The sequence below is a fragment of the Aquabacterium humicola genome (genome assembly GCF_030167915.1).
Lineage (GTDB): Bacteria > Pseudomonadota > Gammaproteobacteria > Burkholderiales > Burkholderiaceae_C > Pseudaquabacterium > Pseudaquabacterium humicola.
Genome location: NZ_JARGNB010000002.1, coordinates 1,269,441 through 1,292,980, shown reverse-complemented (window position 1 = coordinate 1,292,980; position 23,540 = coordinate 1,269,441). Strand labels below are relative to the sequence as shown.

Below are 23,540 nucleotides of genomic sequence, written 5' to 3'. Positions count from 1 at the left end.
GATCCCATTCATGACTTCGACGCTCCGCCGTCGAGCTGCGCGACCCACTTCCGCACGCCTCCGCTTGCGCGCTGATCCAGCCGTATGAAGCGCCGGGTTCCGGCAACGACACGCCCACGCCGGTATCCGAGCTGCTTTCCAAGCTCGCGCGCCCGCTCGTTCCATCGAGTGTGTGACCCCGGCAGGAAGTCCTCAATGGCTTTACGAAGCCGGTTGGTGGCAGCCTCCTGCGACGGCAGCCCGGCGAGCGAGCCGGTTTCATATGCTGTATCGATCGCCTCGCCCGCCGTGGTCGGCTCTTCCCCGAACACGTCGTGCCAGGCGCGGTGCAGTTCGAGCAACGCCGCTAAGTCATCGTCGTCGTCCTCGCTCGCCGTCAACTTCGCCAACGGATCGCCGACGAGCAGGCCAGTGTCAAAAGTGTTGGCCAGCCACAGGATCGGGCGCACCACGGCGGCCGACCACTCTTCGAAGCTACCCAGAGAAATTGTTGAGGCGAAGCTCTTGCCGTTGAGCTGGTACCCGCGCACCATGGTCAGCACGTCGCGAACGATGTCCTGCCGTTCTCTTGTGCAAGTTTCACGAGGGCTGAGCGAGAAGCGCCGCAGATAGGGTCGCTCCATCTTGGCGTCCAGGCGGCACGTGAGGATCCGCCGGGTCAACTCCCCGCGCAGCATCATGTTGTTCCCGTTGAATAGTGCAAGCATGCGGTTGGGCAACGTGAGCAGCCGCGTCTCGCCGAGCAACCGGTCGTTGAACCGCTCGGTCGTCAGCAGCGAGGCCAAGGTGGGCGAGTCGAATGCGCCTTTGATGTTGTCCCAAATCATTGCCGGCGCGCCCTTGAACAGCAACGACACCACCCGCTTGCGCACTTCAGGTTCGTCGTCGTGCAGGTGCGGCAACGAGCTCGGCGCACTCCCAGTGCCTACGATGGCCACGCACTCCGACAGCAGCGACTTGCCCGTGCCTTGCGCCGGCGCGTCGAACGCGAAACCAGGCGCAGCTCGCAAGCCCGGCCGCAGGACCGCCGTGAACAGCGCCGCGAGGAACACAGCGAGATCGTTCGGCGTGTCGAAGGGGAACGTCTCGAACCGCGCTAGCAGGCGATGAAACGCCCTCTGTACTGCTTGAAGGTCTGTCGGCACTGCCGTTGAATGCGCATTGGCAGGCAGCACCAAGAGCAGGCCAGACGTCGCGTCAAATCCCGAGCGCAGTAGCAATCGATCGCCTACGATGATGGGCGCCGTGATAACCGCGCTGAGTCGCGGTAGCTTTCGGTTTTCCCCAAGTTCGTAGACCGAGCTGCAAATCGAAGGCGCAGGGTCTTCTTCGAACCGCAGCCAACGACCCCGCTTTGCGTCGAACTTGTTTCGGTAGAAGTTGATGCGCGAACTGAGGGTGTACTGCAGCAGCCCCTTCGTGATCGTCACCAACGCTCCGTCGGCAGATACCGTTGCGAGCGCGTCGCCATAGTCGTACAGGTCGCCCGCATCTCGAAGGCGATCAAGCGTGTCGTCAACGGCGCGATGTAGCGCACCGACTGCCACTTCAACGGCGCCGGTCTGGCCCACCAGCTTGTACGTGCTGCCGCCGTGCGCAAACGAGTGCAATGTCGGGACCGGTCCGGTGAGGAACAGCTTGCCGACGACGTGGCCACCGTTGTAGTCGGGCTCGATCGGATCCAAAGTCTTGAGACCGTTGAACTCGTCCTTGCGCTGCAGGATCGCGTCAACGCTAACCTCTTCCACCTGGCCGTTGCGCCGCACGACCTGAACCGCCACGTCGCCGTGCAGTTCGGGCCGATCTTGACGGAGCATCGCTTGCACGTCTGCTATCGCTCGCGAACGAGCGACCTCCGCCGGGCGGCCCAGTATCAACCCCGCCTTCTCGATCTTTGCGCCTTGTTCGAGGATGAACCGGGCGGCCGCCGCCTCGGCCTCGGCGGCTTTCGCGATGCGAGCACGGCCTTTGTGCTCGGCGACCTTTTCGACCTCGCTGTCGTTCAGCGACCGCGGAACGGGCTCGATCCGGCCATCGACTCGCGATGCAAGGCGCCGGTGAAGCCCCTCGTGCAGGATCGGCTCGCCGCGACGCTGCTCGAGCGGTGCTCGGCAGATGGCTCCGCCAGCGAAGTCGATGCGGCTCGGTTGCCACACGGCTGTATCGAACAAGCCCCGTTCCAGCAGTCGCCCCGCTTTCGAGACGGTGAACACGCCGTATCCCGCGGCCCACATCATCTCAACGATGTAGCCTCCCCATGCCGGGATCGCTTCCGCGTCTTCGACCAGGATGTAGACGCGGCTGCCTTTCAGCGGGTTGACCACCTCGCCCGTGTCGCGGTTGAAAATGAGGCTCGAAGCGGACGGCCACGTCAACATGTCCACGTCTGCCAGCTCCGGCACCTCTCGGCGCAGCAACTCGACCAGGTCCGCAGGGGGATGAGCCTGCATGCCCGGCTGCGGATCGTGATCCAGCATCAGCACGCCGACGTCACCACGCGCCCAACGAACGTTAGCTTCCGTTCGCGAGACGGCCGTAGCGGGTCGTCCAGCAGCAGTCCACGCGGCGTCGGTCATCAGGTTCAAACGATCACGCCCCGCGACCCCATACATCAGGCACTGGTTGCGCTGCAACCCGCTCAGGACGGTCGCGAACTCGCTCAGATCGCGACACGACAGCCGCTCCAGCGTGCCCTGCGAAATGTGCGCGCTGACCGATTTCGTCACGCGATCGTCTTCGAGCGCGAACACCTTCGAGACCTCGGCGGGGACGGACGAGGTGATCCGCGTGAACGAAGCCACGCGATCGGTCACACCACCCTCGCTCGGCGCGATCGGTAGGGCGCCCGAAACGCCCTCGGCCTCAAAGTTATCCATCGAGCCGGCGATCACGACACGGTCCCCTTGTCGGTAGCCTCTACGCCGGTAGCGCAAGCGAACGCGACAGAGGTGAAGCGATCGCGGTGAGCGACCCAGAAGCGCCGCTTCGCGAAGCGGATCGCGTCGTGGTCGATCAGCGCCTGCTTGAAGTGGCGGAGAAAATTGTGGAAGGCCCAGTGATCCCGGCGATAGCCGAGCTCGGGGTGGTTCGCGACGAACTCGGCCCAGGCCTCGAGGCCGGTCGTCCATTCAGTACACATGTTCAAAGTAGCTCCTCAATTGCTGCACGCTTGCGGCGTGAGGAGTACTGGACCATCTGCCACCTCTTGACGTCGGCAGTTGCGGTGCCGCCGAGAACTTGCGGTGCTACGTGCTCCTGCCGCCAGCTGCGCGGCCACCATGCAGGCCGATTGCATGACGACCCTCAGCGAATTTGTCTTGCATGTTTCGCCTGCTCAGCCCGGCGTAACCTTCCATCAAGGGACACACGATGTCGAAGAACTTTGCGTCACTTTCGTAGACGAAGTCCTTTGGCAGTCCCTGCAACGTTCCGTCGAGGACCCCCACCAAAGTCCCGATGATGTTGATGTTCGCGTTGTTGCTCTTCGTGGTTCCCTTGACGCGGGGGGCCGGCTCCAGCCCTCGCTGGATGTCGTCAAAGGCGGGTTGCTCATCAGACCGCCACCCGCACTCGTACCAGGGGTTGCCCAGCGGCTCGTCATCTGAAGGCTGCCACCCATCCTGTTGCGCTTCCTTGGAGTAGCGGGCTGCCAGCGCGTCGAGCGCTCGGACGACATGTTCAGCGTTCTTCTCGTTCGAGAACGTCCATCGGCCGTATCGATCTTGGCCGAGTAAGCCAACCTTTTCGATCGCTGTGGCCAGGGTCGCGATGCTGTACCCGCGGTTGTAGACCGCTTGCATCGACACGAAGTCCACCTCGTCATCCGGCATCAGTTTGTCGCCGCCCATGCCTGCTCCTGCGCCCGACGCAAAGCACCAGTTTCAAGGTGACCGTACCGACGCGCCAGTACGGCCGGATCGTGGCCCATCACCTGGGCCGCCACGGCAAGGGTTGTACCCGAGCGCAGCAACGCCGCAGCCACTGCGTGACGGACGTCATGCATGTGCAGATCCGGCCGACCGATGTCGGCCACCAGCGTCGCCCATGCCTTCTTGTAGTCGATGCGCTGCCCCGGCACCCTGCCCTCGAACAGCAATGCCTCGGGTTTGTGTGTCCTGTACACACGACGAATCAGATCGGCGGTGGCGGGGCGGAAGTGCAGGATGCGGGGAACCCCGGTCTTGGTCGTGGGGCACGTGATCTCGCAACGCTCCAAATCGACCTGAGCCCATGACCGGTCGAGCAACTCGCCTTTGCGTGCTCCGGTGTCCATTAACAGCGACACGAAGACCCCGAAGCGCCGGTCGCGAAAACCGAGGGCACGGTCGCGCAATGCCTGCAGTTCGGCGTCCGTGATCTCGACACGTCGGATGCCCTCGTCGTACCGCCGCACGTCCAGCGTCGGGCTACGAAAGCCGCGCGGGGACAACCGCCGGTCCCTCGCCCAGCGATACACCGAGCCGAGCGCGGACAGGTCGCGATTGACGCTGGAAGGCTTGTAGATCTCGAGCATGGCCTGCGCGGCCGTTTCGAGGTGCTCCGAGGTGATGCGCCACGCGGACTCATGCCCGAATGCGTCGGTCCACTTGCGAAGGCGCAGGTCGCTATCAGCAAGGCTCGCAACGGCGTAGGCCTTGACGAGCTCCTGGAGCGTTAGGTCGGCCGCCTGACGGTCGGCCATGGCGCGCACGGCGGCGGCCAGGTTGATGGTCTTTCGCACTTCGATCTCCTACAAAGATCACTGCCGTGATCCGTTGCTGAAAATCGCCGCAAGCGTGCGTCTTAGACCTTCAAAATCAACAACTTACCAAGAAAACTGGTGGGCGGTGCAGGGTTCGAACCTGCGACCCCTGCCGTGTGAAGGCAGTGCTCTACCGCTGAGCTAACCGCCCGGAATTCCGGGTGTTTCGCTGCCGTTGCCGGTCAGCGAAGCGCGGATTATGCCATAGCCGTTTCGGACTCCAGCTTCGCAGCGAACACCGCGCGCCAGATCGTCTTGCCGCCGCAAGCCTTGTCCAGGTCGGCCAGCACCGCCTCGTGGGCGGCCGCCTCGGCTTCCGAGGCCTCGATGACGGGCAGCACGAAGACCGACAGGTCGCGCGCCAGCTCGGCCTGCGGCGTCGACGCGTCGGCGTCGTCGTGGTGGATCACCAGCGAGTCCTGGCCGCGGGTCAGGCGGATGTAGACCTCGGCCAGCAGCCCGGCGTCCAGCAGCGCGCCGTGCAGCGTGCGGTGCGTGTTGTCGACCTCCAGCCGCCGGCACAGCGCGTCCAGCGAGTTCGCCTTGCCGGGGAACATCTCGCGCGCCATCGCCAGCGTGTCGGTCACCTTCGCGGCGATCGTGTGGAAGGGTTCGCGGCCCAGACGCTTCAACTCGGCGTTCAGGAAGCCGACGTCGAAGCCGGCGTTGTGGATGACGATGTCCGCACCGGCGAGGTACTCGAAGAGCTCGTCGGCCACCTCGGCGAACTTCGGCTTGTCGGCCAGGAACTCGTCGGTCAGGCCGTGCACAGCGATCGCCTCGGCATCACCCTTGCGCTCGGGGTTCAGGTAGAAATGCTTGTCCACGCCGGTCAGCCGGCGGTTGACCATCTCGATGCAGCCGATCTCGACGATGCGGTCGCCGCTCTCGGGATTCAGGCCGGTGGTTTCGGTGTCGAGGAAGATCTGGCGCATGGGGCGTGATCCTACCGGGCGCGAACCGGACGACCCTCGCGCCGGCCGGCCCAGGCCCACAGCAGCGCGCCGCCGGCGATCATCGGCACGCACAGCCACTGCCCCATGCTCATGCCCAGCGCCAGCAGGCCGAGGTGGCTGTCGGGCTGGCGGAAGTACTCGGCGGTGAAGCGGAACACGCCATAGCCGAAGAGGAACGCCCCCGAGACCTGGCCGGTCTTGCGTGGCGAGCGTGCGTACAGCCACAGCAGCACGAACAAGGTCAGCCCTTCCAGCCCCGCCTGGTACAGCTGCGACGGGTGGCGCGCGATGCCGTCGCCGGCCTGCGGGAACACCATCGCCCAGGGCAGCGACGGGTCCGCCGGCCGCCCCCACAGCTCGCCGTTGATGAAGTTGCCCAGGCGTACCGCGGCGATACCGGTGGGCACGCAGGGGGCGATGAAGTCGGTGACCTCCAGCCAGTCGCGGCCGCGCTTGCGGGCATACAGCACCATCGCGAGGATCACGCCGAGCATGCCGCCGTGGAAGGACATGCCGCCCTTCCACACCGCGAAGACCTCGAGCGGATTCGCCAGGTACTCGCCCGGCTTGTAGAACAGCACGTAGCCGATCCGGCCGCCGATGATGGTGCCGAGCACGCCCCAGAACAGCAGGTCCTCGATCTCGCGCCGGTTCCAGCCGGTTTCGGCGTACCAGGGCAGCTTCGCGCGCCGGTTGGCGAGGAAGAAGAACAGCCCGAAGGCGACCAGGTAGGTCAAGCCGTACCAGTGGATCTTCAGCGGGCCCAGCGAGAGGGCGATCGGATCGAATTCGGGATGCACGAGCATCGGGGAAGGCTCCACGTAGTCAGGGCGCGGCCCGTCCGCTCCGGGGTCGGACCGCGCCGGCCGCGGATTGTCGCTGCAGCGTCATCACCTGCGCGACGAAGCGTTCGACCACCGGCGGCGCGGGCTCGCGCCACAGCAGGCTGGTCTCGCAGCGCAGGTCCACCGCCCCGACGCGGCGGTAGACCACGCCCGGCCGCTGCAGCCGCGTCAGCGACTGCGGCACCCACGCCACGCCCATGCCGGCCGAGACCAGGTTGACGATGGTCTGCATCTGGATCGCCTCCTGCCCGATGTGCGGTGTCGCGTCATTCGCACGATAGGCCGCCAGCACGGCGTCGTACAGCGATGGCGCGATCTGGCGCGGGAAGATCACCAGCGGCTCGTCGGCGATGTCGGCGAACCGCAGGCTGCGCTGGCCCGCCGCGGGATGGCGCTCCGGCAGCGCCAGCACCAGCGGCTCGGCCAGCACGCGCCGCGCCGTGAAGCCGGGCGGCACGGCCGAGGGCGCATGCAGCACGAAACCGGCGTCGATCTCGTCGGCCTCGAAGGCGGCCAGCTGCACATCCAGCGTCGCTTCGCGCAACTGCAGCGCGACGTCCGGATGGGCCTCGCGGAAGCGGCGCAGCCACTCCGGCAGCGGGCCGTAGGCGATGCTCGACACGAAAGCCAGGCGCAGGGTGCCGGACAGGCCCGACGCCGCGGCCTGGGCGATGCGCGGCAGGTCGTCGGCGCCGGCCAGCAGGCGCCGCGCCGGCGCCATCAGCGCGACGCCCGCCGGCGTCAGCGCGACGCTGCGCCGCGTGCGTTCGAACAGCGCCGTGCCCAGCGTGCGCTCCAGCGACTGGATCGCCAGCGTCAGCGGCGGCTGCGTCATGTGCAGGCGCGCGGCGGCGCGGCCGAAGTGCAACTCCTCGGCCACCGCGAGGAACTGGCGCAGCAGGCGCAGCTCGATCATTCATTTGCTCCGTGAATCAGAATCACGGTACAAATATATTGGACGCGCGGCAAGCGCCGATCCGATACTGCCGGCTTCCACTGCTGAAGGGAGCTGCCGCCATGGCCTTCAACCGCCGCTCGAAGAACATCACCGAAGGCGTCGCGCGCGCGCCGAACCGCTCGATGTACTACGGCATGGGCTACACCGAGGGCGACTTCGGCAAGCCGATGATCGGCGTGGCCAACGGCCATTCGACGATCACGCCGTGCAACTCCGGCCTGCAGCGCCTGGCCGACGCCGCCGTCGAGGGCCTGAAGGCCGCCGGCGCCAACCCGCAGATCTTCGGCACGCCGACCATCAGCGACGGCATGGCGATGGGCACCGAGGGCATGAAGTACTCGCTGGTCTCGCGCGAGGTCATCTCCGACTGCGTCGAGACCTGCGTCGGCGGCCAGTGGATGGACGGCGTGCTGGTGATCGGCGGCTGCGACAAGAACATGCCCGGCGGCCTGATGGGCATGCTGCGCGCCAACGTGCCCTCGCTCTACGTCTACGGCGGCACCATCCTGCCGGGCCACTACAAGGGCCAGGACCTCAACATCGTCAGCGTGTTCGAGGCGGTCGGCCAGTTCTCCGCCGGCAACATGAGCGAGGAAGACTTCTGCCAGATCGAGCGCCGCGCCATCCCGGGCAGCGGCTCCTGCGGCGGCATGTACACCGCGAACACGATGTCCTCGGCCTTCGAGGCGCTGGGCGTCAGCCTGCCGTTCGCGTCGACGATGGCCAACGTCGAGGACGAGATCGTCGCGATGGTGCGCCGCGCGGCCGACGTGCTGGTCAACGCGGTGAAGGCGGACCTGAAGCCGCGCGACATCGTCACGAAGAAGTCGATCGAGAACGCGGTGGCGGTGATCATGGCCACCGGCGGCTCGACCAACGCGGTGCTGCACTTCCTGGCGATCGCGCACGCCGCCGAAGTGACATGGACCATCGACGACTTTGAACGCATGCGCAGGAAGATCCCGGTGCTGTGCGACCTGAAGCCCAGCGGCAGGTACCTGGCGGTCGACCTGCACCGCGCCGGCGGCATTCCGCAGGTGATGAAGATCCTGCTGAAGGCCGGCCTCCTTCACGGCGACTGCATCACGATCACCGGCAAGACGGTGGCCGAGAACCTGGCCGACGTGCCCGATTCGCCGCGCGCCGACCAGGACGTGATCCGCGACATCAGCGCGCCGATCTACGAACAAGGCCACCTCGCGATCCTGCGCGGCAACCTGGCCACCGACGGCTGCGTCGCCAAGATCACCGGCCTGAAGAACCCGGTGATCACCGGCCCGGCCCGGGTGTTCGACGACGAGCAGTCGGCGCTGGCCGCGATCATGGCCAAGCAGATCGTCGCCGGCGACGTGATGGTGCTGCGCTACCTCGGCCCCAAGGGCGGCCCGGGCATGCCCGAGATGCTGGCGCCGACCGGCGCGCTGATCGGACAGGGCCTGGGCGAATCAGTCGGCCTGATCACCGACGGCCGCTTCTCCGGCGGCACCTGGGGCATGGTGGTCGGCCACGTGGCACCGGAGGCCTACGAAGGCGGCACGATCGCGCTGGTGCAGGAAGGCGACTCGATCACCATCGACGCGCACCGGCTGCTGCTGCAGCTGAACGTCGACGATGCCGAGCTCGCGCGCCGCCGCGCCGCGTGGAAGGCTCCGGCGCCGCGCTACACCCGCGGCGTGCTGGCGAAGTTTGCGAAATGTGCGGCCAGCGCCAGCCACGGCGCGGTGCTCGACCGCTTCGAATGAACGAAGGGGCGCCGCTGGCGCCCCTTGCGACGATCAAGGGCCCGGCCTCAGCGCCGGTGCTCGTCCTCGGTCTGCACGCGCGGCTTGCCGGTGGTGGTTCCGCGCTTCTTGAAGTTCAGCCCCATGTTCTCCAGGTGCCGCTCGCGGCGCGCCGCGACGCGGCGGTCTTCCCGGTCGGCCTGGCGCTTCTTCGTGTAGCCGGTGAAGTCGGCGATCAGCCACCAGATCGCCGCGACGGCAAACGGCGACAGCACCCACAGCCAGGACCAGGTGGCCACGGCCGTGAAATCCGCCCACTTCAGCAGCACGAACAGACAACCGATGGCGACGAACCACATGCCAAGCCCCTTGGCGCCAGGATGCGGCGTCAACCGCCCCGGCTAGAATTCGTTGAGTCTTGAGCACTGTACTCCAGCCGGCCCACCGGGCCACGCCACGAAAGGACCCCATGAAACAAGCTGCCCTCTTCGTCACCTTGGCCGCCGTGTTCGCTGGCCCCGCGTTCGCGAACGCCGACCTGGCCCAGAAGAAGGCCTGCATGGCCTGCCACGCGCTCGACAAGAAGCTCGTCGGCCCCGCGTACAAGGACGTCGCCGCCAAGTACGCCGGCCAGAAGGACGCCGCCGCCAAGCTGGCGGACAAGATCCAGAAGGGCGGCTCGGGTGTCTGGGGCGCGGTGCCGATGCCGGCGAATCCCGGCGTCAGCGCCGACGAAGCCAAGCAGCTGGCCGCCTGGGTGCTGACGATCAAGTAAATCGTCCCCGCTCATCGACGAAGCCCCGCATGCGGGGCTTTGTCGTTTCTGCGCCGGTTCCGCCGTCCCCGACGGCGGGCCGGCGCCTCGTCACTTCTTCTGCTCGGTTGCGGTCAGCGTCACGCGCTCGGTGACGTTCTTGGCCGCCAGCGCATCGGCCACATAGCTGGTCGAACGCACCAGCAGGTCGCGCGCCACTTCCTCCAGCGGTGAACCGGTGATGCTGGCGTGGCTGCCGCCCAGGCCCACGCCGCCGCCCCAGCCCGCGCCGGACAACCCGAAGCCGCTGCGCTCGTTGTCGGCCTGGAAGGTGCGCGAGCCGACGATCTTCGCCTTATTGATGTCGACCACGCGCAGGTCCATGTTCATGTGGACCTTGGTCTTCTTGAAGTCGACGCTGCCGGCGACCACCGACAAAGGCCCCTTGATCAGGCCGCCGAGCGCACCGAGGCCGGTCGAGCTCTGCTCGAAGCCGAGCGAGGTGATCGAGCCGACGACCATGAAGTCGGCCGCCTCCACCTGCACCTTCTTGCCGACCAGCGCAAGTTCCTTGTTGATCTCCTCCAGCTGGGCGCGCTCCATGATCTCGAAGCAGCCGGTCTGGCTGAGCGCGGTCGCCAGCATGTCGGTCATGCCGGTGCCGACGCCGGTGTAGGTCGGTTGCTTCACCGTGTTGCCGGCGCCCATGTATTCCCACCAGCGGTAGCGCTTCGGGTCCTGCTGGCCGGCGCCGGCGCCGCAGTCGGCCGACTTGCACTTGATCTCGCTGACGATCACCTTGGCCACCGGCTGCGCGCACTTGGGCACGCTGATCTCGCGCTCGCGCACGTCGCTCGCCTGCGCGTGCGCCACCACGGCCGCCGCGGCCGCCGCCATTCCCACCACCATCTTCAGTCGCATGCCACTCACCTCGTTGGACGGCGGCACTGTAGCGGCGGAAATGGCGCGCGCCCGGGCGGACTCCCCACTTTGAGGGGCCGCGCGGGCGCACGGATGACCTTCGGCCGGGGCTCGCAGCCCGACCTGGGCGTTCCACCGCGACCGGCGGGCGCCCTTCGGCGGCGTCAGTTGTTCTCGGCCAGCTGCGCCAGGATCGCCGGGTTCTCCAGCGTCGAGGTGTCCTGCGTGATCTGCTCGCCCTTGGCGATCGAGCGCAGCAGGCGGCGCATGATCTTGCCGGAGCGGGTCTTCGGCAGGTTGTCGCCGAAACGGATGTCCTTGGGCTTGGCGATCGGTCCGATCTCCTTGCCGACCCAGTCGCGCAGTTCCTTGGCGATCTTCTTGGCTTCTTCGCCGGTGGGCCGCGGGCGCTTGAGCACGACGAAGGCGCAGATCGCCTCGCCGGTGGTCTCGTCCGGACGCCCGACGACCGCCGCCTCGGCCACCAGGTCGGTGTGCGAAACCAGCGCCGATTCGATCTCCATCGTGCCCATGCGGTGTCCCGAGACGTTCAGCACGTCGTCGATGCGGCCGGTGATGGTGAAGTAGCCGGTCTTCGCATCGCGGATCGCACCGTCGCCGGCGAGGTAGTAGCCCTTCAGCTCCGGCGGGTAGTAGCTCTTCTTGAAGCGCTCCGGGTCGCCGTAGATGGTGCGGATCATGCTCGGCCACGGCTTGCGCACGACCAGGATGCCGCCCTGCCCGTTCGGCACCTCGTTGCCGGTCTCGTCGACCACCGCCGCGTCGATGCCCGGGAACGGCAGCGTGCACGAGCCCGGCACCAGCGGCGTCGCGCCCGGCAGCGGCGTGATCATGTGGCCGCCGGTCTCGGTCTGCCAGAAGGTGTCGACGATCGGGCAGCGGCCGCCGCCGATGTGCTTGTGGTACCACTCCCAGGCGGCCGGGTTGATCGGCTCGCCCACGGTGCCCAGCAGCCGCAGGCTCGTCAGGTCGTAGCGGTCAGGATGCACGGCCGCATTGCCCTCCGCGGCCTTGATCAGCGAGCGGATCGCCGTCGGCGCGGTGTAGAAGATCGAGACCTTGTGGTCCTGGATCATCTTCCAGAAGCGGCCGGCGTCCGGGTAGGTCGGCACGCCCTCGAAGACGATCTCGGTGCCGCCGAGCGCCAGCGGCCCGTAGGCGATGTAGGTGTGGCCGGTGACCCAGCCGATGTCGGCGGTGCACCAGAAGACGTCCTCGGGCTTCAGGTCGAAAGTCCACTTCGTCGTCAGCGCCGCATGCAGCAGGTAGCCGCCGCTGGAATGCTGCACGCCCTTGGGCTTGCCGGTGGAGCCGGAGGTGTAGAGCAGGAACAGCGGGTGCTCGGCGCCGACCCACTCGGGCTCGCAGGTGTCGGGCTGGCCGGCCAGCGCATCGTGCAGCCAGACGTCCAGCGCGGCGTTCCAGGCGATGTTGCCGCCGGTGCGCTTGTAGACGATCACGTTCTTCAGGCTCTCGCAGCCGCCGAGCGCGATCGCCTCGTCGACGATGGCCTTCAGCGGCAGCGACTTGCCGCCGCGCGCCTGCTCGTCGGCGGTGATCAGCAACACCGCGCCGGCGTCCTGCACGCGGTCGCGCAGCGACTGGGCCGAGAAGCCGCCGAAGACCACCGAGTGCGTCGCGCCGATGCGCGCGCAGGCCTGCATCGCGACCACGCCCTCGATCGACATCGGCATGTAGATGACGACGCGGTCGCCCTTCTTCACGCCGCGCTCGCGCAGCGCGTTGGCCATGCGGCAGGTGCGCGCCAGCAGGTCGCTGTAGGTCGCGCGGGTGACGGTGCCGTCGTCGGCCTCGAAGATGATCGCCGTCTTGTCGCCGAGGCCGCGCTCGACGTTGCGATCGAGGCAGTTGTAGGACACGTTCAGCGTGCCGTCCTCGAACCACTTGAAGAACGGCGCCTCGCCGTCGTTGAGCACCTTCGTGAACGGGGTCTTCCAGGTCAGCGTCTCGCGTGCGAGGCGCCCCCAGTAGGCCTGGTGGTCGGCCTGCGCCTCCTTCACCAGCGCCTCGTAGGCCGCCATGCCGGAGACGTGCGCCGAACGCACGACGGCTTCGGAGGGGGCGTAGATCTTCGGCTCGTGCGTGCCGTTGGAAGCGCTCATGCAAGTCTCCTGAAATGGTGGAACCGGAAAATTGCCGCGACGCTATCCAGGGGCTCTTACGAACCGCTTACTCCCGAGGAACGCTCGCTCCGGCCGGACGACCGCAAATCGTCGCACAGGCGCCACCTAAAATCCTATTCGGTGCGACCCCACGCCCGTCCTTCCTCCGCTTCATGACCCCCGACCGCCCGAACCTCAACCGTCCCCTGCGTCCGCTTCCCAACCTGATCTTCGCCAGCCGCTGGCTGCAATTGCCGCTGTACCTGGGCCTGATCGTCGCGCAAGGTGTCTACGTCTTCCACTTCTGGGTCGAGCTGGTGCACCTCGTCGAGGCCGCCTTCGGCAACCAGCAGGCGCTGCAACAGCTGGTCAAGAGCGCCGGTTATGTCGCGGCCGACGGCACGATCGCCTTCAACGAGACGCTGATCATGCTGGTCGTGCTCGGCCTGATCGACGTGGTGATGATCAGCAACCTGCTGATCATGGTGATCGTCGGCGGCTACGAGACCTTCGTCTCGCGCATGGACCTCGAGGGCCATCCCGACCAGCCGGAGTGGCTGAGCCACGTCAACGCCTCGGTGCTGAAGGTCAAGCTCGGCACGGCGATCATCGGCATCAGCTCGATCCACCTGCTGAAGACCTTCATCAACGCGCCGAACCTCACCGAGAAGACGATGATGTGGCAGACGGCGATCCACATCGCCTTCCTGCTCTCGGCGATGGCCATCGCCGCGTCCGACCGCATCCTCGGCGGTGCCGGCGCGTCCAACGCCAAGCACTGATTCCTTCGTCGCCCGAAAGACTTCCGTCATGAGCACCACGATCCGCCAGTCCGACCTGATCGACAGCGTCGCCGCCGCGCTGCAGTACATCAGCTACTACCACCCGGCCGACTACATCACGCACCTGGCGCGCGCCTACGAGCGCGAGCAGAGCGCCGCGGCGAAGGACGCCATCGCGCAGATCCTGACCAACTCGAAGATGTGCGCCGAGGGCCGGCGCCCGATCTGCCAGGACACCGGCATCGTCAACGTGTTCCTGAAGATCGGCATGGACGTGAAGTGGGAAGGCTTCAGCGGCTCGATCGCCGACGCCATCAACGCCGGCGTGCGCCAGGGCTACCTGAACCCCGACAACGTGCTGCGTGCCTCGGTGCTGGCCGACCCGATCTTCGAGCGCAAGAACACCAAGGACAACACGCCCGCGGTCGTGCACATGGAGCTGGTGCCGGGCGACACGGTGGACGTGATCGTCGCCGCCAAGGGCGGTGGCAGCGAGAACAAGAGCAAGATGCAGATGCTCAACCCGAGCGACTCGATCGTCGACTGGGTGCTGAAGACGGTGCCGACGATGGGCGCCGGCTGGTGCCCGCCCGGCATGCTGGGCATCGGCGTCGGCGGCACCGCCGAGAAGGCCGTGCTGCTGGCCAAGGAAGCGCTGATGGACGACATCGACATGTACGAGCTGCTGCAGCGCGGCCCGTCGAGCAAGCTCGAGGAACTGCGCATCGAGCTCTACGAGAAGGTCAACGCGCTGGGCATCGGCGCGCAGGGCCTGGGCGGCCTGACGACCGTGCTCGACGTGAAGATCAAGACCTTCCCGACGCATGCCGCGAGCAAGCCGATCGCGGTGATCCCGAACTGCGCGGCAACGCGCCATGCGCACTTCGTGCTCGACGGCTCGGGCCCCGCGTACATCGACCCGCCGAGCCTGGACCTCTGGCCGGACGTGAAGTGGGCGCCGGACTACAACAAGAGCCGCAGCGTCAACCTCGACACGCTGACGCGCGAGGAAGTGGCGAGCTGGAAGCCCGGCGACACGCTGCTGCTGAGCGGCAAGATGCTCACCGGCCGCGATGCCGCGCACAAGCGCATCCAGGACATGCTGGCCAAGGGCGAGAAGCTGCCGGTGGACTTCACCAATCGCGTCATCTACTACGTCGGCCCGGTCGACCCGGTGCGCGACGAAGTGGTCGGCCCCGCCGGCCCGACGACCGCCACGCGCATGGACAAGTTCACCGAGATGATGCTCAGCGAAACCGGCCTGATCTCGATGATCGGCAAGTCCGAGCGCGGACCGGTCGCGATCGAGGCGATCCGCAAGCACAAGGTGGCGTACCTGATGGCCGTCGGCGGCGCCGCGTACCTCGTGGCGAAGGCCATCAAGGCCGCGAAGGTCGTCGGTTTCGCCGACCTCGGCATGGAAGCGATCTACGAGTTCGACGTCAAGGACATGCCGGTCACGGTGGCGGTCGACTCCCAGGGCACCAGCGTGCACGACACCGGCCCCAAGGAGTGGCAGGCGAAGATCGGCAAGATCCCGGTCGCCATCGCCTGACAGATCGCAGCGCGGCCATCGCCGCGCGCGCTCAGAGCCGGTAGCTCGCCTGCAGGTAGAACGAGCGGCGCGGCAGCGGGAAGTCGTTCGGCAGCGCGCCGGGCGCGAAGCTCGGCTCGCGGGCGTCCGCGTTGAACAGGTTGCGCACGCTCAGCGCGATCTCCCACTGCCGCGTGCCGCCGAGCGAACGCAGCGTCATGTCGACGGTGGTGTAGTCGGCCACCGGCGGACGGCTGTCGCCGGGCTCGCGCACGCGGCCCGCGATGCGGTTGAGTTGCAGGTTCGCCATCCAGCCCGCGCGCCAGCGCCAGTCGCCGCGCAGGTACAGGTGGTGGTGCGGCGCGATGCCGGCGTCGCGGCCGCTGCTGCCTTCGGTCGAGCGCTGCTTGCCGTAGTTGGCGGCCAGGCGCAGGTCGCGCGACGGGTCCCATTGCGCCTCGAGCTCGAGGCCGCGGCCTTCCTGGCTGCCGCTGTTCTGCGTCGTCGAGCCGGTGGTCGGATCGGCGTTCGGCACCGGCCGCAGGATGTCGGTCATCGCGTAGCGGAAGACGTTCAGCCCGAGGTGCAGGTTGCCGCTCGGCTGCCAGGCCAGCGCCGCCTCGGTGGTGCGGATGCGCTCCGGACGCACGCTCGGGTTGCCGAGGATCACCGGGTTGTTGATCGCGTAGAGCTCGACGTACGACGGCGCGCGGAAGGCGCGCCCGTACAGCAGCTTCGCGGTCAGGTTGTAGGCCGCATCCCAGACCAGCGCGAAGCGCGGGTTCGTCGTGTCGCCGAAGTCGGAGTAGTGGTCGCGGCGCAGGCCGGCCGTCAGTGTCCAGTCGCGTGCGATCGTCCACTCGTCCTGCAGGTAGGCGAAGCTCGAGTTGCGGCGCTGCGGCGCCAGGAACGGCGCGGTGGCGGTCACGTCCACCAGCGCGCCCAGCGGCGCCGGCACGTTGCCGATGCCGGGCACGTGCACCAGCGTGAAGTTCTTGCTTTCCTCGATGCGGTAGATGTCCTCGCGCGCATGACCGATGCCGACCCGCACCCGATGGCCCGCGAAGCCGGTGTAGAAGGCCGAGGCCGTCAGCCGCGCGTGGCGCTCCCACTTCGCCGGATTGCCGAGCATGCCCTCGGGGAACGGCCCGAGCAACACCGTGCCCGGCGGCAGCAGCACCAGCTGCGAACGCGTGGCCATGTCGAAGTAGCTGCCCTGCACCGTCACGTCCCAGCCGGGTGCGAGCTTCGGGTCGTGGTAGGTCAGGTCGGCGGTGAAGCGCTCGGTCTCGCTGCGGCCGTCGCGGTCGAGCGCACCGGCCACGCCGCCGCCGCTGCCGACGTCGTCGCGCCGCTTGTAGCTGCTGCGCAGCCGCCACTCGTTGCGCGCGATGTCCACCTGGGCATCCAGGCTGCGGCGCCCCAGGCTCACCGGACCGGGCGCCAGCGAGGCGCGCGTGCCGAAGATCGCATCGTTGACCGTCTGGCCGTCGACCTCGACGATGCGCTTGTGGCCCTCGGTGCGGCCGATGCCGAGATGGGCCGCGACCTCGAAGGCGCCGACCCGGCCGCCGTACTGCAGCCAGCCGTCGGTGGTGCTGAACGAGCCATGGCGCAGGCCGACCTGCGTGCCGGCGATGTCGGTCGCCGTCTTGGTCACGATGTTGATGACACCGGCGAAGGCGTCGGCGCCGTAGAGCGCGGAGCCGGGGCCACGGATGACCTCGACCCGCGCGATGTTCTCCACCGGCATGCCGCCCCAGACATCGCCGCGGTTGCCGAGGTAGATGCTGGTCATCGGGATGCCGTTGATCAGCAGCAGCACCTGCGGGTTGTACTGCGTCGCGATGCCGCGGACGATCCAGATCGGCTTGTTGTCATAAGGCAGCAGGTGAGCGACCGTCAGGCCGGGCACCATCTGCAGCACGTCGTCGATGTCGGTCGCGCCGACGGCCTGGATGTCGGCCGCCGTGATGACGGTGGCCACGGCCGGCGCGCGCGCCAGCGGCACCCGCGCGCCGGTGGCGATCGTCACGAAGGACTTGTCGCCGTAGGCCTGCGCGAGATCATCTTCTTCGACCGCCTGCGCAGCGCTGGAGCTGGCGGCGGCGAATACGGCCTGAGCGAGCAGCAGGCGCGACAGCGCCCGCTTCGAGCTTCGGTTTGTCCCCACCCCATCCCCTCATGGACATCGAGGTGAGGGTGATCCTCGCACGCGCTTCGGTGAACGGTCAACGCGGCGTTGGCCCCGGGCGACACGCCTCCCAGCTGCGCGGCGCCACGCCTTCGTAGGCCACGTCGCGGCAGCCCACCGGGAACAGCGTGCCGGCCGGCTTCTCGGCGGCCTCCGCATAACACGGCACCATGCCCGCCAGGAAGCACGGGAACAGGAACAGCGTGTACTCGCGGGTCGACATGCCGAGGTCGGCCGCGATCGCCGCGCTCATGCCGCCGTAGTTGAGCTTGAGGCGGTAGCGGCGCATCAGCGGCAGCTCCTGCAGCGCCAGCGCGAGCCGGATGTGCGGCAACTGGTCGAAGCCGAGGCGCTCGAGCAGCCGCATCATCGGCGGGATGCGTTCGTCGACCGAGGTCAGCGGCCGACCGTAGCCCGGCACGCCGCGCAGGCGTTCGATCTCTTCGGCGGCACAGACGGTGGCCGACTCGCCGGCGGCGACCCGGCGTTGCGCGCGCAGGAAGAAGTCGATCGACTTCGTCAGCACGCCGCTGCCGTAGATGGCGGCCTCGGACACCGCGAGCGCCGCCGACAGGCCCAGCGCGCCGGTGCTGCGCGTGCTGCCGGCCAGCGCCGCCTCGCGGTTGTTCCACAGCCGCGCATCGGGAAAGCTGGTGTAGGTCCAGATCGCGTGCATCAGCTCGACCTGCGCCGCGCTGTAGCGCTTGCCGGTGATGCCGAAGACGTACAGCGCCATCCAGTCGAGGTCCGCCAGGTCGGCGTGCAGGTCGTGCCCGCGGAACACCGCGCGCACGCCCGGAACAAAACCGCCGGCGCTCGACTTCAGCCGGCCCGCATGGGCCTGCAGCAGTTCAGGGCCCTTCATGCCGCCACCGCCTCTCGTTGCGCCGGCACGCGCGGGCCGGGGTCGTTCTCGATCTCGATCGCGTAGAACGGGAAGCGCTTGTGGCCGTAACCGGCCTGCTCCAGCGCATGCGCCGCCGCGCCCGGCAGGCGCAGCAGCAGGAACAGCATCTCGCCCTGCTGCGCATCGAAGCCGAGGTCGCAGAACGCCGCCGCGGCGACGCCGGCGATGTTCAGCGGAGCACCTGCCGCCTGCTCGAGCGCACTGCTCTGCTCGCGCAGCCAGGGCAGCACCCCACCGGGGCTGCGATCGGCCAGGTGCGTCAGCAGCTGCCGCACGATGGTCGGCGTGGACACGCCGTGCGGGTCGAAGCCCGGCGACCCTGCGCGGCGCGGCCAGGTGCTGGCCACGGCATCCGGCGCATCGAGCGACGCGCGCCAGCCGCGCCAGCGCTCGACGTCCGACCCGGCGGCCAACCAGCCTTGCATCGCCAGCCAGACTTCGCGTGCGCCGGTGTGCTGGCCGGCGCCCACGCCCAGCGCGGCGATCAGGCTCGACGCCGCCGTCGAGCCGCAGACGCCGCCGCACATCGCGGCATGCACCGACGCGTCGCGCGGGCCGGGATTGGCCAGCGCCACCGCCAGCGCCTCGAGCAGGTCCGCCTGCTGCGCGCCGGGGGCCTCGCCGCGCAGCAGCAGGTACAGCATGTCGACCCAGCGCGCCCGGCCGAGCATGGCGCCGAAGACGTCGTAGCCGTGGCAGCGCGCGACGCGGGTCGCGAACGGGTTGTCGGCTTCCGGCTCCTCGTGCCAGATGCGGGTGTGGATCGGTTGGGTCTTGTCGCTCATGCCCGCGCCCTCAGACCACGCTCATGCCGCCGTCGACGACGATCTCCTCGCCGACGACATACGACGCATCGTCCGACGCGAGGAACAGCGCGACCTTCGCGACCTCCTCGGGCTGGCCGAAGCGCTGCATCGGCGACTTGCCGGCGATCTGCGCCTTGATGCCCTGCGCCACCTCGTCGGGCAGGCCGAAGCGCTCGAAGATCGGCGTCGCGATCGGACCCGGGCTGATCGCGTTGACGCGGATGCCGCGGCCGATCAGCTCGAGCCCCAGCGTCTGCACCAGCGAGCGCAGCGCGGCCTTGCTGGCGCCGTAGATGCTCATCGCCGGCGTGCCGACCTGGTTGGCGATCGAGGTCGTGACGATGATCGACGCGCCCGGCCGCAGCAGCGGCAAGGCCTTCTGGATCGTGAAGTAGGTGCCCTTGACGTTGACCGCGAACATCTCGTCGAACTGCGCTTCGGTGGCGCCGTCGATCGGTGCCGCAAGCGCGACGCCGGCATTGAGCACCAGCGTGTCGAGCTGGCCGAAGCGGTCGGCGACGGTGGCCATCAGCGCGTCGATCTGCGCCAGGTCGCCGGCATCGCTGCGCAGCGCGATCACCGCGTCGCCCAGCGCCTGCTGGGCGTGCTCCAGGCCGGACTGGCTGCGTCCGGTGATGACCAGGCGTGCGCCATGGTCACGGAACAGCCGGGCCGTGGCCAGGCCGATGCCGCTGTTGCCGCCTGTTATCAGGACGGTCTTGCCGGCCAGACGTTGCATTCGAGACTCCATCGGTGGTTGCTGAAATTCGGTTCGCGGCTCACTTCGCGGTGCGCAGTGTCTTCATGCGCACGGACAGCGGCGGCACCTCGTCGGCATCGATGCGCACGTCGAGCAGGGTCGGGCCCTTGCGGCGCAGCATGGCCTCGAAGTCGACCAGCTCGAAGTCCTCCGGCGCGCCGATGACGTGGCCGGGGATGTTCATTGCGGCGGCCATCAGGCGGAAGTCGACCGCCGGCAGTTGGTGGCCGATCGACTCCGCGCCGGCCAGCCGCTGGCCGTGGCGCACCATGCCCAGCGATCGGTCGTTGAGCACGACGAAGATCACCGGCAGGCGCTCTTCGGCCGCGACGGTGATCTCCTGGCCGTTCATCAGGTAGCTGCCATCGCCGGTAATGCAGACGACCGGGCAGTTCGCCCGCGCGCGGGCGATGCCGATCGCGGCCCCGATGGCCCAGCCCATCGGCGCGAAGTCCATCGTCACGCGCAGCCAGCTCGCGCTGCCCGAGCGGCGCTCGTTGGCCGCCTCGGCGAGGTCGGCGCGCGGCCGCAGCAGGCGGCGGTCGTGCGGCTGCAGGTAGTGCACCGCCCACGCGGTGCTGTTGCCGGTGTCGGCGACGAAGCGCGTGTTCGCCGGGCAGCGTTCCGACAGCTCCTTCATCAGCCGCTGCGGCTTGACCGGCGCGGCATCGGAATGGAAGGCGTCCGGCGCATGCAGCAGGCTGTCCGCATCGCGAATCACCGGCGGTACCGGCAGCATCGGCAGCACCGGCGCTGCCGGCAGCGCACGCACCTCGTCGCGCTCGCGCAGCACCTGCAGCAGCCGCGTGCAGACGGCCTTGAGCCGGCCGCGCACGTGCAGCCGTGCCATCGGCGAGCGCATCAGGTTCTCGTCGCAGCCGTCGAGGTGCACCATGCGGCTGTTGAGCACGGCATCGCACCAGCCGGCGCTGTTCCATTCGCCCAGGCTCGTGCCGAAGGCCAGCACCAGCTCCGGCTCGCTGCGCAACAGGGCATCGGCGGCGGCATGGCCGCCGAAGCCGAACACGCCGCGGAAGCGCCGATGGCGCGGGTTGACGAAGCCCTTGCCGTCGGGCGTGGTGATGAACTGCGCATCGAGCCGTTCGGCCAGCGCCAGGATCTCCTCGATCGCCTCGCCGGCGCCGCCGCCGACCATGAACACCGGCTGGTGCGTCTGGCGCAGCTCGTCGGCCAGGCGCTGCACGCTGCCTTCGTCGACGAGGTCGGCCTTGCGCATCAGCAGCGAGTCGAGGTCATAGGCCTGCGCGCGGCGCGCCAGCGGGCTGCGCAGCACGTCGAGCGGAATCGACAGGTGGGCCGGGCCCTGCGGCGTCTGGTAGGCATGCATCAGCGCGCTGACCAGCTTGCTCTCGAGCTGCTCGGGATGCGAGACCAGCGAGTTGAAGCGCGTGCAGTGCCGGAACATGCCGACAGTGTTGATGCCGGTGCAGGCCGACTCCTGCAGCGCGCCCTTGCCGAAGGACGGCAGTGGTGGCTGGCCGGTGATCACCAGCAGCGGCACCTGGTTGTCGTAGGCCGTGGCCACGCCGGTGATCATGTTCGTCGCGCCGGGACCCGAGGTGGCGATGCAGACGCCGATGCGGCCGGTCTCGCGTGCATAGCCGTCGGCCATGAAGGCGGCGCCCGACTCGTGGCGCGCGGCGATGTGGCGCAGCCCGCCGCGGCGTTCGCTGCGTGCCAGGGCGTCGTACAGCGGCTCGACGGCGCCGCCCGGGATGCCGAAGACGTGCTCGACGCCGATCTGCTCGAGGTACGCGACGATCAGCGACGCCGCGTCGGCTGCGCTGTCGAACGGCGTGACGTCGGCCGGGCGCGCGACGGCAGCGGACCGCAGTCCGCTCAAGGCTGATGCTTCCAAATCCCCTCCCCAACTCGAAGCGCAGGTCCAGGTACGCTGCACTGCGGGCAAGGCAGGGTGCGGCGCGATGACAAGTGGCAAACCTCGAAAGGGGTCCGAGCGGCATGCTGTGGCCGCCAGGTACGAGACCCCGACCGAGGCAACCGGTGGCACGCGGCCCCCGGTCCCTCGTCACGCTGCGCCGCGGCGACGGCGTTCAATGCGCCATCGGCCGGTCGGCTTCGACCGTCTTCCCTTGGGATCGTGAGCCCCAAACGGCCCTAACAACCAAACGCCTCAGCCATGCGGGCGACGCGGTAACGAGTTGTTAGAAGCGACGCAGTATAGGGAGCAACCCGATGGCGGTATACGGGGGCCCCCCGGTTCGAGGGAAGCCCGGACCGTGCGGAAAGCCCGCTAGGACGCCTGCCGCATCACGCGCTGCGGATACGGGATCTCGACGCCGGCTTCATCCAGCGTGCGCAGCACCGCGAGGTTGACGTCGCTGCGCACGTTGCCCCCGCCGTTCTCCGGGTCGCCGATCCAGAAGCCGAGCGTGAGCTCCAGGCCGTCGGCGCCGAAGGCCGACAGCTGCACCGAGGGCGCCGGGTCGGGCAGCACGCGCGGCACGCCGGCCATCGCGGCGACCAGCCTGGGCATCAGCGCGTCGAGGTCGGTGCCGTAGGCCACCTGCACCACCGTCGTCAGCGAGATGCGGGTGTCGGCGAACGAGCTGTTCTCGACCCGCTGGGTGATCAGCAGCTCGTTGGGCACCAGCGACTCGCGGCCGTTGGACGCGCGGATCACGGTGTAGCGCGTCGTGATGTCGGTGATGCGGCCCTCGAAGTTGTCGACCTTGACGACATCGCCGATGCGCAGCGACCGTTCGGCCAGGATCACGAAGCCCGACACGTAGTTCGCCGCCAGCTTCTGCAGCCCGAAGCCCAGGCCGACGCCGATCGCGCCGCCCAGCACCGACAACGCGCCCAGCGGGATGCCGGCGGCCGACAGCGCGATCAGCAGGCCGATCAGCAGCAGGCCGGCGCGCGTGGCGTTGGCGGCGATCTTGCGCACCGACAGGTTGACGCTCTCGGCCTTCAGCAGCCGCGACTCGATGGTGGCGGACAGCCACAGCACCAGCATCAGCACGATCGCGGCGCTCAGTGCCCCCTCGATCAGGCTGCGCAGGCTCACGTCGGCGCCGCCGACCTTCCAGCGCACGCCCTCGAGCTCGGTCAGCAGCAGCGGCAGCAGGTCGGTCAGCCACAGCACCAGCACCGCCCAGACCAGCCACGAGATCGTGCGTTCGAGCGCACGCACCAGCAGCGACTGCGGGAAGGCCACCTGGAGCACGCGCACCGTCGTGCGGATCACGCCCAGGCTGATCAGCACCGGCACCGCGACCTTGAACAGCGCCAGCGGCAGCCAGGCCTTCAGCAGCAGGCGCGCCAGCAGCGCGAGCACCAGCGCGAGCCAGGGGAACAGCACGCCGTCGAAGCCGCGTTCGCCGAACCAGATGCTGCCGGGTGCGGTCCGGTGCGCGAAGCGCACGATGCCCCAGGCCAGCAGCAGGCAGACCGCGACGACCGCGGCCTCGATCAGCACGGTCGGCCGCTGCAGTGCCGCGAGCAGCGCAGCGAAGTCGATGCCGCCCACGGC

Annotated in this window: 20 protein-coding genes and 1 tRNA gene; 4 read left to right on the top strand and 17 right to left on the bottom strand. The window is 68.4% G+C overall.

The window, feature by feature from the left end; all coding sequences use genetic code 11:
* Positions 1–8: 8 nt before the first annotated feature.
* From P1K89_RS16140 to P1K89_RS16105, 8 genes are all read right to left on the bottom strand, one after another.
* Positions 9–2,891, bottom strand: coding sequence for a hypothetical protein (locus P1K89_RS16140; RefSeq protein ID WP_284617458.1), 2,883 nt, complete (start codon positions 2,889–2,891; stop codon positions 9–11).
* Positions 2,888–3,139: a hypothetical protein gene (locus P1K89_RS16135; protein WP_284617457.1), complete on the bottom strand. Its 252-nt coding sequence runs from the start codon at positions 3,137–3,139 to the stop codon at positions 2,888–2,890. Before P1K89_RS16135 ends, P1K89_RS16140 begins: the two co-directional genes overlap by 4 nt.
* A 106-nt stretch (positions 3,140–3,245) precedes the next feature.
* Positions 3,246–3,848, bottom strand: a complete 603-nt coding sequence (locus P1K89_RS16130; RefSeq protein ID WP_284617456.1) for an SRPBCC family protein — start codon at positions 3,846–3,848, stop codon at positions 3,246–3,248.
* Positions 3,830–4,720, bottom strand: a complete 891-nt coding sequence (locus tag P1K89_RS16125; protein ID WP_284617455.1) for a tyrosine-type recombinase/integrase — start codon at positions 4,718–4,720, stop codon at positions 3,830–3,832. The genes P1K89_RS16130 and P1K89_RS16125 overlap by 19 nt, the downstream gene beginning before the upstream one ends.
* Positions 4,721–4,817: 97 nt before the next feature.
* Positions 4,818–4,892, bottom strand: a tRNA-Val gene (locus P1K89_RS16120).
* A 46-nt stretch (positions 4,893–4,938) separates the two neighbouring features.
* Entirely contained in the window at positions 4,939–5,676 is a 738-nt protein-coding gene (dnaQ, locus tag P1K89_RS16115) for a DNA polymerase III subunit epsilon (RefSeq protein WP_284617454.1), read from the bottom strand.
* 11 nt (positions 5,677–5,687) lie between these two features.
* On the bottom strand, positions 5,688–6,503 hold the full coding sequence (lgt, locus tag P1K89_RS16110; RefSeq protein ID WP_284617453.1) for a prolipoprotein diacylglyceryl transferase: 816 nt from the start codon (positions 6,501–6,503) through the stop codon (positions 5,688–5,690).
* Positions 6,504–6,522: 19 nt separating this feature from the next.
* On the bottom strand, positions 6,523–7,458 hold the full coding sequence (locus P1K89_RS16105; RefSeq protein ID WP_284617452.1) for a LysR family transcriptional regulator: 936 nt from the start codon (positions 7,456–7,458) through the stop codon (positions 6,523–6,525).
* Positions 7,459–7,559: 101 nt separating this feature from the next.
* On the opposite strand from P1K89_RS16105, the gene ilvD reads away from it, so the two are divergent.
* Positions 7,560–9,242, top strand: a complete 1,683-nt coding sequence (gene ilvD / locus P1K89_RS16100; protein WP_284617451.1) for a dihydroxy-acid dehydratase — start codon at positions 7,560–7,562, stop codon at positions 9,240–9,242.
* Between the two features lie 47 nt (positions 9,243–9,289).
* On the opposite strand, the gene P1K89_RS16095 is transcribed toward ilvD, so the two are convergent.
* The gene (locus P1K89_RS16095; RefSeq protein WP_284617450.1) at positions 9,290–9,580 is read right to left on the bottom strand and encodes a TIGR04438 family Trp-rich protein; all 291 of its coding nucleotides are present in this window, start codon (positions 9,578–9,580) and stop codon (positions 9,290–9,292) included.
* Between the two features lie 110 nt (positions 9,581–9,690).
* Between P1K89_RS16095 and P1K89_RS16090 the strand changes: the two genes are divergently transcribed.
* A complete protein-coding gene (locus tag P1K89_RS16090; RefSeq protein ID WP_284617449.1) occupies positions 9,691–9,996 on the top strand; it encodes a c-type cytochrome in 306 nt (101 codons plus the stop codon).
* A gap of 90 nt (positions 9,997–10,086) precedes the next feature.
* Here P1K89_RS16090 and P1K89_RS16085 read toward each other — a convergent pair whose 3' ends face one another.
* Together P1K89_RS16085 and acs are read right to left on the bottom strand one after the other, a co-directional pair.
* Positions 10,087–10,896, bottom strand: coding sequence for a CsgG/HfaB family protein (locus P1K89_RS16085; RefSeq protein WP_284617448.1), 810 nt, complete (start codon positions 10,894–10,896; stop codon positions 10,087–10,089).
* Between the two features lie 164 nt (positions 10,897–11,060).
* A complete protein-coding gene (gene acs, locus P1K89_RS16080) occupies positions 11,061–13,040 on the bottom strand; it encodes an acetate--CoA ligase (protein WP_284617447.1) in 1,980 nt (659 codons plus the stop codon).
* Positions 13,041–13,213: 173 nt separating this feature from the next.
* Here acs and P1K89_RS16075 point away from each other — a divergent pair, with 173 nt between their 5' ends.
* Together P1K89_RS16075 and P1K89_RS16070 are read left to right on the top strand one after the other, a co-directional pair.
* On the top strand, positions 13,214–13,822 hold the full coding sequence (locus tag P1K89_RS16075) for a TIGR00645 family protein (protein ID WP_284617446.1): 609 nt from the start codon (positions 13,214–13,216) through the stop codon (positions 13,820–13,822).
* A gap of 28 nt (positions 13,823–13,850) precedes the next feature.
* Positions 13,851–15,377 carry a fumarate hydratase gene (locus P1K89_RS16070; RefSeq protein ID WP_284617445.1) on the top strand — a complete coding sequence of 509 codons (1,527 nt, stop codon included), beginning with the start codon at positions 13,851–13,853 and terminating at the stop codon, positions 15,375–15,377.
* 31 nt (positions 15,378–15,408) lie between these two features.
* On the opposite strand, the gene P1K89_RS16065 is transcribed toward P1K89_RS16070, so the two are convergent.
* The 6 genes from P1K89_RS16065 to P1K89_RS16040 all read right to left on the bottom strand — a co-directional run bounded on the left by P1K89_RS16065 (position 15,409) and on the right by P1K89_RS16040 (position 23,537).
* A complete protein-coding gene (locus tag P1K89_RS16065; protein WP_284617444.1) occupies positions 15,409–17,529 on the bottom strand; it encodes a TonB-dependent receptor plug domain-containing protein in 2,121 nt (706 codons plus the stop codon).
* A gap of 58 nt (positions 17,530–17,587) precedes the next feature.
* A complete protein-coding gene (locus P1K89_RS16060; RefSeq protein ID WP_284617443.1) occupies positions 17,588–18,415 on the bottom strand; it encodes a citrate synthase family protein in 828 nt (275 codons plus the stop codon).
* Positions 18,412–19,242 (bottom strand): citrate/2-methylcitrate synthase, encoded by an 831-nt coding sequence (locus P1K89_RS16055; RefSeq protein ID WP_284617442.1) that lies wholly within the window; start codon positions 19,240–19,242, stop codon positions 18,412–18,414. The genes P1K89_RS16060 and P1K89_RS16055 overlap by 4 nt, the downstream gene beginning before the upstream one ends.
* Positions 19,243–19,252: 10 nt before the next feature.
* Positions 19,253–20,002, bottom strand: a complete 750-nt coding sequence (locus P1K89_RS16050; RefSeq protein ID WP_284617441.1) for an SDR family oxidoreductase — start codon at positions 20,000–20,002, stop codon at positions 19,253–19,255.
* Positions 20,003–20,042: 40 nt separating this feature from the next.
* Positions 20,043–21,887 (bottom strand): thiamine pyrophosphate-binding protein, encoded by a 1,845-nt coding sequence (locus P1K89_RS16045; protein WP_284617440.1) that lies wholly within the window; start codon positions 21,885–21,887, stop codon positions 20,043–20,045.
* A 411-nt stretch (positions 21,888–22,298) separates the two neighbouring features.
* A complete protein-coding gene (locus tag P1K89_RS16040) occupies positions 22,299–23,537 on the bottom strand; it encodes a mechanosensitive ion channel family protein (RefSeq protein ID WP_284617439.1) in 1,239 nt (412 codons plus the stop codon).
* Positions 23,538–23,540: the final 3 nt, after the last annotated feature.